This is a genomic window from Rhizobium lentis, assembly GCF_017352135.1.
In the GTDB taxonomy this organism is placed as follows: Bacteria; Pseudomonadota; Alphaproteobacteria; order Rhizobiales; family Rhizobiaceae; genus Rhizobium; species Rhizobium lentis.
The window spans coordinates 354,590-368,914 of sequence record NZ_CP071456.1; the positions used below are offsets into that span (position 1 = coordinate 354,590).

A 14,325-nucleotide genomic window follows, 5' to 3' on the forward strand; every position below is an offset into this window, starting at 1 on the left:
GGGCGGCATGCTCGGCCGGCGGCTGATCACCGCCGTCAACGACGTCAGCTTCGAGATCGGCGACGAGCCGGAGATCCTCTCGATCGTCGGCGAATCCGGCTCGGGCAAATCGACCGTGGCGGCAATGATCCTCGGCCAGACGGAACCGACCGAAGGCGAGCTGCAATTTGCCGGCAAGACCGTCGCGATCCACAGCCGGGCCGAACGCAAGGCCTTCATGAAGGAGGTGCAGCCGGTGCTGCAGAACCCCTTCGAAGCCTTCAACCCGCTGAAGCGGGTCGACCGCTATCTCTTCGAGACCGCCCGCAACTTTTCCGCCTCCGGCAAGCGGCCGGACCGGCGGGAGGTGGAGAAGATGGCCGACGCCGCCCTCCACCATGTCGGCCTGACGCTGGAAGAGGTGAAAGGCCGCTTCCCCCACGAACTCTCCGGCGGCCAGCTGCAGCGCGTCGCCATCGCCCGCGCGCTGATCCCTGAGCCCCGCCTGCTGGTGGCCGACGAACCGGTCTCCATGGTCGACGCGTCGCTACGCATGGCGATCGTCAACCTCTTCGGCAGGCTGAAAAACGAGCTCGGTCTTTCGATCATCTACATCACGCATGATCTGGCGACGGCTTATTATGTCAGTGACAATATTATCATCATGCGCAAGGGGGAGATTGTTGAGCGCGGGCGGGCGCGGGCGGTGTTGGATGATCCGCAGCATGCTTATTCGCGGGCGCTGAAGGATGCGGTGCTGGCGGCGGAGTTTGGTGAGGTGGGGTGAGTGGGCAGCGAATGGTTCAGCGGCTATGCCGATAGTCTGCGGATCAACCCTGAAAAGGATCCCCGGTAAGAACGAGGACCGACAGATCGGCCTTTGATGATCTCAGCGCGCCGACCTCGACAACATAGCGCTTCGGCTCCGCATAGGGGATCGCGACACCGGACGTGCTGTCAACAGACCGCATTTTCATTTCGAAGCAAGCTAATGCGCTGCCGACGGTAATCAGCTTGCTCGCGAGCGGCGTCACGACAAGGCGGCTTCCTCCAATAACCGACAATGTATTACGAAAGCGCAACATGGCCTCCAGCAGTTGCCTGTAAACTTCGAATGGATGCCCCTCGTGCGCATAGATAATGTTGCTGAGTGGCGTCTGTCGCTTGGCGAAAAGCGTGTTGTCATACTCTGTCAGGAGCTTGTCACCTCTCCGTGGATCTTTCGACGGATGCGGCAGAACGGGGCAGATTTCCGCCCAATCAGGAATATTGCTTTCTACCTTCTGCACTTGCGCAAGGCGGTTTTCCCCAAGAATAGGAAACCAAACCATCGGCATATCGCGCAACGCTTCAGACTGAAATGCTTCCGAGTATCCCGGAATCAAGACGAGATCATTGCTAGGATCTTGGGCGGCGATCTTGCTATCCAGTTCGGGGTCCTCGCCGACCAATACCTGGAATGTTACACCGTGGCTCGTTAGTTGGTTCTGATCGGTTGCTGCGGGGACGATCCGAGCAAGTACGGAGAGAAGAATCGTGAGATAAACAATTCGAGGAAGCGAACTGACGTCGAGAACAATATCCGTGACGTCATCCAGAAAATTGAGAATCTTGGCTGCGCCGAGCCTAAGCATGATGGTGGCATTCAGCTCTTCGTCATCTTCCGTTTCATCGATAAAATAAGTCTCCACTTTGCCAATCTGGCCAAAAATATCCTCCAATATGCTTGCATTTTCGCTCGTCAGGTCTTCGAGTTCGGGCGACAACTGATAGCCGCTGAAACCTATTAGGAGAAGGGTCGCTTGTTGGATCTGGCATCCAGACGCATTCAGCCGCTCGACGTATTTCGAAATGACATCTTTGGCCCGTACGTCAAACCCCCGACCGGCAATATACAACAGCCGCATCGGACGGTTATTTTTCTTGCGATCCGCATACATATCGTCCCAAAGGTCTTCCACCGCAACGCCGCGGCGAAATACATAGTTTTCCCAGATCAAGTCATCCACCTCCAAGGCTGAGTTTCGCTGCAGGCTGGTAGCCACCCTCCATCCAGTCCGACAGTTTTTGGATCGTGGTTTCCTGCCATCCGCCATATTGGAGCGGGAGGGAGAAGTGAGCGCAAAGGGTTCTGTTGAGATAGAATACCGTTCCTCCTTCTCTATTAGTGCTTGCGGCGCTTTCGCGCGTTACCAAGAGGTTCTCTGCAACACACTCAAAGAGCACTTTCTTCAACTTACCAATATTTGTCTGGTCTTGGATGCGCTCAAACTTTGATAGTTCCGAGTTGGATAGGCGCACACCGGTGACTCCTGGAGCATAGGGAGCGTTCGGCTGGAAAGTTCGATCCCGGCAGAACAAACCTATCGAATCGAGCAACCGCTGCGCCCTAGTGCCGTCTTTGTGGTTCCGAGTGATGAAGTCGCGTTTGTTTGCGGCAGCTTCCTGCAACCGCTTTTCCTGTTCTTGCGGCAGCAGCTCTCGGGATGCTCTCTGCCGAAGAACCTGCTTGGCCTTCATTCCCTCGTAAAGTGCCGCCGCTAACGAGAGGAGCTCTTCAACATTGTTAGTTGCCAGGGTGCAAAGCCTGTCGAGACCGTAATAGTATGGAAACTTCTGCTCGAAATTCATGAAGATTTCAGCAGCGCCTTTTGTAGCGCCGCTGTCGCGCTCTTGCAGTTCCTCTGCTGGAAGAGGGGTCAATTCAAACGAGAGCTGTCTATTGGCTTCGTCACGCGCGATTAAAATCCTAGTCACATACAGGCTGATTATAGCATCTAGACTAGGAGTCGGCGGCCCGTGTGTAGCATTGGCCAACCAGTCCGAATAACGAATGTTCCGCTTATACCGCGCTGAGAAGACTTCGAACAGCGAGCGGGCTTGGACATAGGCATCGTTCAATTCATTGAGCGGGAAGTTCTCCTGAAGATACTGACCGAACGCTTGGCCAGGCACGACGGTCTGCATTTGGAACCGCCTGTCCAGAATGCTTTGTGCGAATGCGTTGAACTGACGATTATTGCTCCCGTTCCCCCAAAGCTCTTCGAGCGGATATTCTCGCACATCTCGTCCACTTCTTGCCCCTTGGGACAAGAACTCCTCACCGAACGCGATGGTGCGGCTCGCGAGCCAGACGGGAATGGACGGCCGCAGCGTGACCAATTCATCGATCAGCAGCGAACGCTGTGCCTTCCGCAGAGCCTGAACGTCATCGATCATTAGGAGCCGAGTTGAAGCCACCTCCCTACCTTTATGGGAGAAACGGACGGATTGTAGCCACAGGATAGATTCAAAACGAGCATGGGCAGGTGGTGGGCTTTCGGCCCTTTGGGACGACAAAATATCCAGATGTTCGTAGACCGACCGTTCGCTGTCCTCGGCCCATTTCATCATGGCAGCGGCGGTGTCGTGAAGAGGAATCGCCCTTAATCCGCTCGCGTGGGCATCATATTGCAATTGCACCTCATCGAGTGCATCCGGCATGCCACTGCTGAGGAATTCCGACAAGCTTCGCAACGTTCGCATAACGATCCGGCAGTCTAGGAGCGCTCGAAAAAGTTCGGTGCTGGCATTTGACGCACCCGGCGGTAGATCCGCATAGCCGGAAGAGCAGGACAACATAACACCCAGAACGACAGGGCCATCCTCCTCGCCCAACACGCCGCGCTCGACTAGGAATTTGTACGTTTCTGACTGAGTGGGTCCGGCATTCCAAAAGGCCCTTAAAGAATTGGGCGTAAACGCACGTAATATAGTAGATTTTCCCCCGCCGGGCGGGCTTCGGAAAATATGCACCGCGCCCTTGAAACAGTCCTCGTGGAGCTTTTCCAAGATCTTGGGCGAGAACAAATGAACGAAATCCTGGTCGGACGTGGTCCGTTCAGACATCCGTTCTAGAAAGGGGTTTGCTCGATATGCCATTACATCTCTCGGTGCCGGCTCACCCGAGGGAATAATCCAAAGAAAGACTTATCTTCGGGTCCCCAAAGAGCATAAATCGAATTGTTCGGAGTGTTATGAGAGAGGATCAGCGGAAGCGCGCAGGCTGCAAATCCAAGCTTTGCATCGTCGGTTCCCCCAATTCTAATATGTTCATCACTGGCCCTCGCATCGTAGTACCGGTCCTGCTTAGCGATTTCAATAATCGGGCCATCGTGGGTAGCTGAAAGCGAGCAATATTTTTCAATCGGATGAAGCACATGCACTTTGAGCGGTTTGTAGCCCCTTTCATTCGTAAACCGTTCCGACCAGTATTCGATGTGGTCGATCGCTTGCCTGGTGGCGACGTAGAGCAGCAGAGATACCTCGTAGTAATCAGGGTTGATCAGGTCACCCTCATAGATCCGCTCATAAATCTTCTTGATCTTGCCTTTGAATTTACGCTCTTCGGCATCATATCGAATATACGTATTGCCACTTCCTGAGAAATCATCCACAAGCCAGATGAGGCTGAAACGTTCCTTGTCACCAGAACTAGTGGGACTAGACGGAATGAAGTTGCCGTTTGTCAGAGATTTGCGAAGCTCTGACAGCATGTCTTCCGCCTTCGCGTCTCCGAGTTCATAGGCCTGCCAGATCTGTTCATTGCTGATCGCGCCATTGCTGGCACGTCGGAGTTCGTTCGTATGCGCGCCGTCGCTCAAACCAAGATAGAGAGAGCGGATTCTTAGCTCCTCGAAACGGCGGTGTCTCGCTAACGCGGCAACCTTGTAGGCTGCTATCTCGTTTTCCTCGGCGACAAGTCGAAGTCGATCTTGCACGATCACATCGGGATAGGACAGCTTGACGAGGTGTGAAATCTCGCGCTCCGAGATGAAAATCAGCCTGTCGCGAACCAATCCGAGCGCTACCGGCCGGTCGGCCTTGTCAAATTGGTTGAGCCAAAGGGCGAGGCTTTCGACGAACTGCTTCCCCGGTCCGAACCGTTGATAGTGATTGTATTTGTAATCCGCCAGCAATTGCAAAATAGAAGCATTTTGCCCCACGACTTCGGGATCCTTCCAGTCCATCACTTGGGCAAGAAGGGCCTGCGCATTGATGTCTTTCATTCTTCCTCACCGGAAAGAAACAATCTGAAACTCCCGTCGCCGGAGGTCTGCATGCGAGATAGATACCACAAGGTTGCATCGACATCTCTCTTAAACCGCGGCGCCAACTTCCAGCCGCGGTCGAGGCGTCGCGACGGTAGATCAACGCTCAAGGAGAAGCGGTGCTGCAGTAAAGATGAGTCGTTACCCGGCCAAGCACCAAGATCCCCCATGGTAATGATCTCGTAGGGATCGATTCGATCGCGTTGGACGATATCGGCGACGACATGCGATTTGCTGACGCCGCTCGCCAAAATATCAACGGAGTGTTTACTTCGCAAAATAATGCCGGTCTCAAGCCCCGATTGCTTCATTGCGTCAGTAACAACGAACCACATGTCCTCGGTGCTAACGCCGTTCTCGAAGCGCACGCTCAATTGAAAGGGTGGGTTTTCCCGGACAAGGTGAATTGGCACGCCGCATGACTTCAGACCAGTCACGACCCGCTTGGCGTGAATAAGAAAGTCGCTCAACTCAGACTGTGCAGGTGGACGGTGACCGAGCTCACCGATCCAACCACCATTATACAGCCCCAGCCGGATTCTGGGCCAGATTGACATATCAAAAATCGGTTCAAAGCGTTCAGCAATGGAGCCGCCCCTTCCTGAGGCAATGCCGATCATGATACCCGCCTCGGCCAGACGCCGGAGATGCGCGCAAATCGCCTCTGGTGGCGGTGTATCCAACGCATTTGAACTGCACAGCGTACCATCATAGTCGAAGACAACTGCACGGAACTTCTGGTTTTCCAGCGACGCCTCTGCCTCCAATCGCGCGCGCCGAATTTTCCCGCTACTGCGCCGGCTGGGCCATCTGGCGCCAAGAACCTCGTATTTGGAATGTTCGCCTCGAATTCGCTCTTCGTCTGGAGGAGGGACCAGCTCTCCCAGCTTCGCATAGTACAGTTTCCGGCCAAGTTCGGAGAGGGGAGGCCTGGCAATGTTCTTGCCGGCCGCATTGGCCACTTTAGACACCAGATGCATACCACCCAATAAGCCGGCGATTAAGTCCGGGGGAGTGGATCCATTGAGGGGCATTTCGAACGTCGCGACCTCATCGGGAACTTGCGCACGCATATCTTGCCAAAGCCCTCCAACGCTCGGCTCGGTAATCACCAGGAGGGCCGTGTCCTTGGATCGTTCGGTGAGCCAAAGGTGTCGCCCGTGCGCAAAGGAACGGAAGTCGGCCAGTTGAATGAAAAGCAGTGCAGATTCCGCAAACCGCGATTCAAGGTCCTCGGCGATTGGCCGAAGACGCGGAGAGAAGACGATTATTACACTCCTTCGCGCGACGGCTTCACTGGCAAACTCGGACGCGCTCTCCACCCATTCGAAGAGCGATAGCTGATCGAATCGAATGTCGGACATCCTGAAAAAATCAGGAGGACCATCTTGATCTAATTCACCAAATGCCCGTGCGATTAAAGAGGCGCTCAAAGCAAGGCTGTTGGTGGCGAGATATCCGTCCTTATGAGCGAGATCAAACACGTGTGGGGCTACGTCGTTCATTGATCGGACCAGATCCATCAATGGGCTGTCCTGTCTGTTGGTAACGACGTGGACAGCCCGTGAACTGTGCTGACGTGCTCGCTGCAATGCTTCGAGTATGTCCGGGTTCTTACCTTCTGCCGAAAAAATAAAAATCGGGCTGGTTGAAGCTAACGTAGGGTTGCAGATAAGTTCAAGCGGAGTAATGGGTCGTGATATACGGCCTGTGTAGGCCTCGTGAAGGCTGCACAGCAGGGAGGCAACTGTATAGGAACCGCCTGAACCGACGGCGATGACACTCGATTGACTTGCGCCGGCAATCGCCAATTTGAGAGGCTCAATGGAAGCAGCGAGCGCCTTGTCGAGACTCCCTTGCAGTTCTTCAAGCTCGATTTCATATGGCGTCATTGAGAATCAGCACGCATTTCATTGAGCGACCTATTGTCGAGGGATACTTCATCGCGCCTTAACCACGAATCCTGTTCGATTAAGCCGTTCGAAATCTCCTCGCGCAGTTCCATAAGCATGACACCTAACATGTTTTTGCCCTTGCCATTGACCTCGCCCCAAAGTCGATTGACAGCGTTATTCACAGAACCGACTTCAACCAACCTTTTCGTGCCGGTGGAAATCAAGATCTCCGCCAGATCCGGGTGCTGCGTGAACTTCGCCCGCAGGACCGCCCGCATGCGATCAAATTTTATGTTCGCCCAGTCGGGGACGACGTCCCAGGTATACAGGCCGTGGGCAGCCATGGCAGCAAGTGAAGGACTTGGCGCAGCCTGGATCCATTCGCGAACGGCAGGTTTGAGTGCCTTTCCGGCTTGATACGCGTGTTCGGAGGTAGGGAAAATCCGTCCTTCAAACTCGATCTCTCGCCGGTAGAGATTACTCAGCACGCCATAGGGGCGCTCGTTGGCTCGATAGAACGAGATGACACCCGTTGTGTCCACGGAGCCTTTCCGATCAATGTCACCACCGATTTCTCGCACCTTCGAGGTTGTTCTTGTAGTCCTCATTTCGTCACGACCCTTAACGTCCTCACGTAGAGACTTGATTCCCGGGGAAATCTCGGCCTCTCAGTTGTCATTTCGCATGCTGATCGTCATGCTCCAATAGGCGCCACGCGAGACTTGAACCTTTTCCCCCGGGTCTTGCAATCGCAAAGTTTAATCAACGCCGAGGATGGACGTCACACGATGGAAAAGACTTCCGAACACACCCTTGAGACCGTGCATCGTGATTTGGCATTGGCGAATGCCTACAGACAGGAGTTCATCAAAACGCTTATTCTTGTTGCTGGCGCGCTCTTCGCATTTTCAGTTTCTTTTAGGCCGCAACTTCAGCAGCCCGTTTTTTCGTACCTGTTTTGGATTTCGTGGATCGCTCTGGCCGCTTCGATGGTGGGCGGCTTTGGGCAGCTTGCTGCATGGGAACGGATCTATGCGAGCTACCAGCGTTTCGAGAGGAAGGGCCTAGACGGCGATCAATATCGGGACGCGTTAACGAAATGGCGCCGGGTTGCCCTTTTCGTTCAAATGGTAGGGTTTACATTGGGAGTGAGTGCACTCGGCGCCTTTACTGCATTCAACCTCTCACACGTCGTTAACAAGAGCTGACTAATTGGCCTCTATGCATCCGTCATGGCGTTCAGGCATGTCGTCGCGCAAAACTGTCCGCGATTTTGCGCCACGCGCAAAAGCAATGACCTAAAGCGAATCTGAAAGATCGCTATGCGCTCTAGCGCCGAAACGAGTGTCATTGCCCCTGGGTGACATCTGAAACGCCGATGCTCTACGCCGCCCGCACCCTGTCCCGACCACTCATCTTCGCATCATAAAGCGCCTGATCCGCCCGCCTATAAAGCTCCGACGCGCTGTCCGTCGGCACACACGTCGCGATCCCGGCGGAGCACGTGTAGCTGAAGTCGGGCGAGTCCGGCAGCGGTCGGGAGAAGCGGATCACTGTCAGCATGCGTTCGACCATGGCAAGCGCGTCCTCCGGCCCGGTGGCCGGCATGACGAGGAGGAATTCTTCGCCGCCGACGCGGCCGAAGCAGTCGTTGCGGCGGACATTCTGATGGATGCGGTGGGCGAAATCGCGCAGCACGAGATCGCCGGCGTGGTGGCCGAGCCGGTCGTTGATGTGCTTGAAATTATCGATGTCGAAGACGGCGAGGCAGCCGCTGCCGCCATGCCGGACAGCGGCCAGCATGTCTTCGACGCGGGCCATGACGAAGCGGCGGTTGGCAACGCCGGTGAGTTCGTCGGTGTAGGAAGCCTTGATCGCCTGGTCGCGATCCTGCCGGACGGTGCGGCCGTGCGCTCGGAGACGGGTGATGTCGCTGGCGATGCAGAGCATCCAGCCGTTCTTCTGCACTGCCTCGGTCATCCACAGCCAGCGGCCGTCGGAAAGATCCGTCTCGAAGGCGCGATAGCCGATCTTGCCTCGGCGCGACTGGGTCGAGCGCAGCCATTCCTCGAAATTCTCCGTGCGGATGACGGTGCCGCGGCCGAGATGAAAATTGCGCCGCATCAGATCCGGCCAGAGCGGCGTTTCCTCCGGCTCGATGAAATAGGCCGAGCGGAAGGCGCTGTTGGCATAGCGCAGCCGGTCATCCCCATCGTAGAGCGCCATCAGCGTTTCGGTCTGTGCGGAAAGGTTGAGAAGCTGTTCGATGAGTGCGTCCATACCGAACCCTGTCTGGTTGCCCTGGCATGACATGGCGCAGAAATCCCACGAGAAAAGAGCCGGCGGCAGCAAGCAAAGGCGCCTTCGGTGATTCCGGAGATATCAACGAGACGGCCTCGCGGGGGCGCTGCCCAAGAATTGTAGGCGATAAACGCTGGAGTAGCAAATTCGCACGCTTCGCGCAGCGGATACCGCGCTGATGCGGATCGCCCTCACTGTTGGACGTGCGCGGATTGCCCGCGATGTGTGTCAGCGCAGCGCGCTGTCGAGATCATGCAAGCCGACCATCTGCATCATCGGATCGGATGGCGAGGGCAGGAAGCCGACCGCCTCGTAGAAGGCTCGCGCCTCGTCGGAAATCGCATGCACCAGCAGAGCGCGGATTCCGATGATCTCTGCGGCGTTGAGCAGGCGCAGGCCCGCGTCGCGCACCAGGGCCCTGCCGAGACCCCGCCCCTGGTACGATCGATCTATGGCGAGACGGCCAAGCACGGCAACCGGAATCGGATCGGGCATGTTGCGCCGAAAACGGCCGGGCGCTTCCGGCTGCCGCACTGCGCCCGAGGCGAGCGCGTAGTAGGCGACGACCCGGTTTGCCTCGCACACGACGAAGGTGCGCGATGCGCCGCTCGCCTGGTTGGCGCGGGCGCGGCGACGCAGCCAATCATCCAGTTCAGGCACGCCGGAACCGAATTCGACCAGCTCGTGATGATCGGCCAATGGCGCCGGAGGGCTGAGGGTCACGCCTCATCCCATGGTGCTTTGGTCGACATGGTCCGTTTCAGACGCTCATTGGGCTTAGCCGGCGCGTCGAGGCGGGCAAGGTATTCAGCATAGATTTCGGGGCTGACCGTAACGATGGCACGGTCGAGCAGTACTTCCTCAGCCCGCCGTTCGGAAGCCTCCAGCATAAAATCCGTGCGCGTCTTGCCAAGCAGCTCAGCGGCGCGGTCGATCAAATTGCGGGTCGCAGGTTTGATGCGCATATTCAGCGGCACGCTTGCGTCCGGGCTCTTGTTCGTGGTGGATGTCGGCATCGGAAACTCCTGTCTGGAGCGATATAGCGTAACGACATTATCTTTACAAGGATCGTAAAGATATCGTCGTTACGCATTCCGTCATACCGCCGCAGCGCAGGCTTTCCCGACTGGCCGTGCGGCTGCCTTTACGGCGTCCTCCCCAAATCCGCCGCGTCGGCAACAATGGCGGCGGATTCGTCGAGCAGGACGTCTTTCGCCTTCTTCCGGGCATTTTCCATGGCGATATCGGCGCTCAGGCTGCGCTCGTCCGCCTGCAGGCCATCGTCGCCGGCAGGGCTCTCGTCATCGCCGGCTTCGGCGCGCGCCTTGAACCGCGCCTCGCGCGCCGCCGCTTCCTTGCGGCGTTCGGCCTCGTTGAGGGAAACCACGCCTTTCTCGCGCTGCGCCTTCAGATCGGCAATGTCCTGCAGCAGACGCTGGAAATCCGGATCGGCCTTGGCCCGCGCGTCGTGGCGGCTTTGCAGGGCCGGCAGCAAGGCCGTGACATCGCCTTCGGGCGCATATTTTGCAGGCTTGATCTCGGCCCACGGCAGGGCATTGTCATAGCTCGTCTCGCCGAAATTCGTGGGATCGGACAGTCCGGGCAGGCTGATATCGGGAGTGACGCCGCGCAGCTGCGTCGTGCCGCCGTTGATCCGGAAGAACTGGGCGATCGTCACCTTCAGCTCGCCGAATTCGGGCTTGCTGTTGTGCACGATCTGGTCGAGATCGACGACCGTCTGAACCGTGCCCTTGCCGAAACTCGGTTCGCCGATGATCACGCCCCGGCCGTAATCCTGGATGGCCGCGGCAAAAATCTCCGAGGCCGAGGCCGAGCCGCGGTTGATCAGGACCCCCAACGGGCCGGTCCAGGCAGGCGTTCTAAGGTCGGCGCTCTTGACCTCGATCTTGCCGTTGCTGGCGCGCTGCTGGACGACCGGGCCCTTGCCGATGAAGAGGCCGGTGAGATCAATAGCCTCGTCGAGCGAACCGCCGCCATTGTTGCGCAGATCGATGAGCACGCCGTCGACCTTCTCCTCGTTCAGTTCGCCGAGAAGCTTGGCGACGTCGCGGCTGGCGCTCTTGTAATCCTTGTCGCCCTTGTTCTTGGCTTCGAAATCCTCATAGAAAACCGGCAGGGTGATGATGCCGATCTTGCGGGTGGTCTCGCCCGCCTTGACGGAAAGCACGGTCTTCCGGGCCGCCTGCTTATCCAGGCTGATCTTGTCGCGCACCAGGCTGATGACGCGATGCACGCCATCGGCGCCGGCATCGGCCGGCAGAATGTCGAGGCGCACCACGGTGCCCTTTTTGCCGCGGATCATCTGCACGACTTCGTCAAGGCGCGTGCCCACCACCTCCTTGATCGGGCCGTCCTTGCCTTGGCCGACGCCGGTGATGCGGTCGCCGACGGCGAGCTTGCCGGAGAGCTGCGCCGGCCCGCCGGGCACGAGTTCGCGGATCGTCGTGTAGTCGTCGCGCTCCTGCAGCACCGCGCCGATGCCGAACAGCGAAAGCTTCATCGAGACGTTGAAATCGACCGAGGCGGCCGCGCCGAAATAGTCCGTATGCGGGTCGATCGCATTGGAGTAGGCGTCCATGAAGGACTGGAAGACGTCGTCGCTCTTGAACTTGTAGGCGCGCTCGAGCGTGTTTTCATAACGCTTGTCGAGCGTCTCGCGAATGGCCGCCTCGTCCTTGCCGCCGAGCTTCAACCGCAGCCAGTCGTTCTTGACGCGCTTGCGCCAGAGATCATTGCTCTCGGCCTCCGACTGCGGCCAGGGCGCCTTGTCGCGCAGCACCGCATACTCTTCCTTGCCGCTGAAATCGAAGCCCTGCTTCAGCAGGCTGCGGGCATAGGTCATGCGGTCGACGACGCGGTCCTGATAGGCGTTGAAGATCGCAAAGGGGATCTTGAGGTCCTGCCGCTCTATGGCATCGTCGATCTCGCTGCGGTCGGCCATGAACTTGTCGATATCGGCCTGCAGGAAGAGCATGCGGTCCGGATCGAGCGACTTGATGAAGCCGTCCATGACCCTCGCCGACAGGGCGTCGTCGAGCGGAACCGGCTTGTAGCTGTAGCGGGAGAGAAACTGCGCACTCAACTCGGCGGCCTGCGCCTGCCGCGTCAACGGTTTCAAAGCAGGCGGCGATGCGACCTCGGCATAGGCGGACGGGGCGAGTGCAAGAAATGCACCGAGAATAACATAGGCTATGCGCATTCAGTCTTGATCCAATTCTTAATGCCGAGGGTGGATGTGTGAACTAAGTGAGGCAATTGTGGTTTTTTGGCAAGCAGGGGAGAATTGTTGGCCGGTCAAGCCGGGAAAAAACCATCCGGCCATGAATATTGCGGCGTCGGGCACAGACCGTCCCACCGGCGCGGCAAAGTTTGGGTTGACCGCTTTCGATGGCGAAGCGACAGTTGATCCGCAGCAAGGCAGGAGGAGCACGATGGACGAGCAAGACCGCTGGCGCCACATGGCAAGCGCACCGAAAGACGGCAGCCGGATCCTGGTGACGATCCGCGCCTCCGAACAGGGGCCGGCGGAAGTCGACCTCGTCTATTGGTCGCATGGCGATCAGTTCGGTGCCGAAGGCTGGCGGGCGTCGGATTCCTCGCCCGGCCACATCATCGAATATGCCGAACCGGAGTTGAAGTGCTGGATGCCGATGCCCTCGGCCAACCGCACCTCGATGCCTTCGCCCTGGGAAGGCGACGAAGACGAGCAGCTGGACGGGTCGGGAATTTGAAGACTCGGCAGCCACAGAAGAATCGTCCTGCGACTTCGGCAAGCCCTGTTCCTGGCGACCGACAAGATCGGCACGGCAGGTGGAGGGCGGTTTAGTCGAAAAAGCCCGCATCCTCTTCCATGAGATATTTCCTGGCGCCTTCGGCGTCGATGTCGAGCCCCAGCCCCGGCGCTTCCAGCAGATCCACCATGCTGTCCTTGACGATCTGCGGCGGCAGGCCGATCACGAGATCCTCCCACCACGGGTCAGACGCGGTCGGATATTCGAAGGCGACGTAATTTGCCGGCAAGGTGGCGCAGACATTGATCAGTGCGCCGAGGCCGAGCAGGCCGTTGGCGGTGCCGTGCGGCGCCATCAGGATCGAGTGCATGTAGGCGTGCTCGGCGACCCATTTGAGCTCGGCCATGCCGCCGATATCGGCCGGATCGGGGCCGATGACGCGAACCGCCTGCGTCTCGATCAGCTCCTTGAAATTGTGCCTGAGGTAGATTTGCTCACCGGTATGGATCGGGGTCGACGTGGAGGTTGTCAGCTCCCGATAGGCCTGCGGGTTGACCCATGGCACGTAGTCGCCTGTCAGCATGTCCTCGAGCCACATCAAATTGTACTTCTCGACGGCGCGAGCGAACCTGATCGCATCCGGCAGCATCCAGCCCGGGCCGCAGTCGAGCGCCAGGCTGACCTTGTCGCCCAGCACTTCCTTCATCGCGATCACGCAGTCGAGCATGTGGTTGAAGCCGCGCTCGCTGATGACGCCCTGGTCCATGGCACCGTGATAGCCGGCCTTCTTCTGCGTCACGCCGTAATGGAAGTCCTCGATGGTGTCCTTCATGTTGGAATGGAAGGAGATTCCCTGCTTGATCATGAAGAAGTTCTGCGGCTGCTCCATCATCCATTTGACGTCAGCGGCGTAATCTTCCGGGCGGTCACCGGTGCGTTTCTGGCGGACCGAGCCGTTGTAGACGCGCACCTTGTCCCGCACCTTGCCGCCGAGCAGTTTATAGGCCGGCACGCCCGCAGCCTTGCCGGCGATATCCCAGAGCGCATGCTCGATCGCGCTCACCGCCGCGCCATACGGCTTGAAGGAGCCACGCTGGCGGATCTTCAGCATCACTCTTTCGACATCGGTCGGATCCTCGCCGATCAGCGCCTCACGGAAATGCAGCACAAAGGGCTTGAGATAGGTCTTGGTGAATTCGACTTCGCCCAGGCCGTAGAGGCCCTCGTCGGTGACGATGCGGACGATCGGGTGTCTGCCGATAACGGCACAGCGCAGGTCGGTGATCTTCATCTTAAGCTCCGTCAGCC

At 57.9% G+C, this 14,325-nt stretch carries 12 protein-coding genes and 1 pseudogene; 3 read left to right on the plus strand and 10 right to left on the minus strand.

Going from position 1 to position 14,325, the window contains the following annotated elements:
* Positions 1-7 precede the first annotated feature (7 nt).
* Positions 8-766 (plus strand): ABC transporter ATP-binding protein, encoded by a 759-nt coding sequence (locus J0663_RS27970; protein WP_207245931.1) that lies wholly within the window; start codon positions 8-10, stop codon positions 764-766.
* A 43-nt stretch (positions 767-809) separates the two neighbouring features.
* On the opposite strand, the gene J0663_RS27975 is transcribed toward J0663_RS27970, so the two are convergent.
* From J0663_RS27975 to ybiA, 5 genes are read right to left on the minus strand one after another with little or no spacing between them, the layout of a single operon-like run.
* Complete coding sequence (locus tag J0663_RS27975; protein ID WP_221163061.1) at positions 810-2,024, minus strand: hypothetical protein; 1,215 nt, start codon at positions 2,022-2,024, stop codon at positions 810-812.
* Positions 1,981-3,900, minus strand: a complete 1,920-nt coding sequence (locus J0663_RS27980; protein ID WP_207245681.1) for an ORC-CDC6 family AAA ATPase — start codon at positions 3,898-3,900, stop codon at positions 1,981-1,983. Before J0663_RS27980 ends, J0663_RS27975 begins: the two co-directional genes overlap by 44 nt.
* Complete coding sequence (locus tag J0663_RS27985) at positions 3,900-5,027, minus strand: phosphoribosyltransferase-like protein (RefSeq protein WP_207245682.1); 1,128 nt, start codon at positions 5,025-5,027, stop codon at positions 3,900-3,902. Before J0663_RS27985 ends, J0663_RS27980 begins: the two co-directional genes overlap by 1 nt.
* Entirely contained in the window at positions 5,024-6,961 is a 1,938-nt protein-coding gene (locus J0663_RS27990; RefSeq protein ID WP_207245683.1) for a hypothetical protein, read from the minus strand. Before J0663_RS27990 ends, J0663_RS27985 begins: the two co-directional genes overlap by 4 nt.
* Positions 6,958-7,506, minus strand: coding sequence for a riboflavin biosynthesis intermediates N-glycosidase (ybiA, locus tag J0663_RS27995; RefSeq protein ID WP_246590467.1), 549 nt, complete (start codon positions 7,504-7,506; stop codon positions 6,958-6,960). The genes J0663_RS27990 and ybiA overlap by 4 nt, the downstream gene beginning before the upstream one ends.
* Positions 7,507-7,752: 246 nt before the next feature.
* Here ybiA and J0663_RS28000 point away from each other — a divergent pair, with 246 nt between their 5' ends.
* Entirely contained in the window at positions 7,753-8,172 is a 420-nt protein-coding gene (locus J0663_RS28000; protein ID WP_207245685.1) for a hypothetical protein, read from the plus strand.
* Positions 8,173-8,347: 175 nt separating this feature from the next.
* Here J0663_RS28000 and J0663_RS28005 read toward each other — a convergent pair whose 3' ends face one another.
* The 4 genes and pseudogenes from J0663_RS28005 to J0663_RS28020 form a co-directional block, all read right to left on the minus strand.
* A complete protein-coding gene (locus J0663_RS28005) occupies positions 8,348-9,244 on the minus strand; it encodes a GGDEF domain-containing protein (protein ID WP_207245686.1) in 897 nt (298 codons plus the stop codon).
* 249 nt (positions 9,245-9,493) lie between these two features.
* Complete coding sequence (locus J0663_RS28010) at positions 9,494-9,988, minus strand: GNAT family N-acetyltransferase (RefSeq protein ID WP_207245687.1); 495 nt, start codon at positions 9,986-9,988, stop codon at positions 9,494-9,496.
* The gene (locus tag J0663_RS28015) at positions 9,985-10,281 is read right to left on the minus strand and encodes a type II toxin-antitoxin system TacA family antitoxin (protein ID WP_207245688.1); all 297 of its coding nucleotides are present in this window, start codon (positions 10,279-10,281) and stop codon (positions 9,985-9,987) included. Before J0663_RS28015 ends, J0663_RS28010 begins: the two co-directional genes overlap by 4 nt.
* A gap of 81 nt (positions 10,282-10,362) precedes the next feature.
* Positions 10,363-12,485, minus strand: a pseudogene (locus tag J0663_RS28020) (carboxy terminal-processing peptidase).
* Positions 12,486-12,717: 232 nt separating this feature from the next.
* Between J0663_RS28020 and J0663_RS28025 the strand changes: the two are divergent.
* Complete coding sequence (locus J0663_RS28025) at positions 12,718-13,017, plus strand: hypothetical protein (protein WP_207245690.1); 300 nt, start codon at positions 12,718-12,720, stop codon at positions 13,015-13,017.
* Positions 13,018-13,108: 91 nt separating this feature from the next.
* On the opposite strand, the gene J0663_RS28030 is transcribed toward J0663_RS28025, so the two are convergent.
* Positions 13,109-14,308: a mandelate racemase/muconate lactonizing enzyme family protein gene (locus J0663_RS28030; protein WP_207245691.1), complete on the minus strand. Its 1,200-nt coding sequence runs from the start codon at positions 14,306-14,308 to the stop codon at positions 13,109-13,111.
* Positions 14,309-14,325 lie beyond the last annotated feature (17 nt).

What these genes read in the sequence shown, in the direction of transcription:
- J0663_RS27970 (WP_207245931.1), top strand. Translation starts at nt 8, where the DNA reads ATGCTCGGCCGGCGGCTGATCACCGCCGTCAACGACGTCAGCTTCGAG.
- J0663_RS27980 (WP_207245681.1), bottom strand. Translation starts at nt 3,900, where the DNA reads ATGGCATATCGAGCAAACCCCTTTCTAGAACGGATGTCTGAACGGACC.
- J0663_RS27985 (WP_207245682.1), bottom strand. Translation starts at nt 5,027, where the DNA reads ATGAAAGACATCAATGCGCAGGCCCTTCTTGCCCAAGTGATGGACTGG.
- J0663_RS27990 (WP_207245683.1), bottom strand. Translation starts at nt 6,961, where the DNA reads ATGACGCCATATGAAATCGAGCTTGAAGAACTGCAAGGGAGTCTCGAC.
- J0663_RS28000 (WP_207245685.1), top strand. Translation starts at nt 7,753, where the DNA reads ATGGAAAAGACTTCCGAACACACCCTTGAGACCGTGCATCGTGATTTG.
- J0663_RS28005 (WP_207245686.1), bottom strand. Translation starts at nt 9,244, where the DNA reads ATGGACGCACTCATCGAACAGCTTCTCAACCTTTCCGCACAGACCGAA.
- J0663_RS28015 (WP_207245688.1), bottom strand. Translation starts at nt 10,281, where the DNA reads ATGCCGACATCCACCACGAACAAGAGCCCGGACGCAAGCGTGCCGCTG.
- J0663_RS28025 (WP_207245690.1), top strand. Translation starts at nt 12,718, where the DNA reads ATGGACGAGCAAGACCGCTGGCGCCACATGGCAAGCGCACCGAAAGAC.
- J0663_RS28030 (WP_207245691.1), bottom strand. Translation starts at nt 14,308, where the DNA reads ATGAAGATCACCGACCTGCGCTGTGCCGTTATCGGCAGACACCCGATC.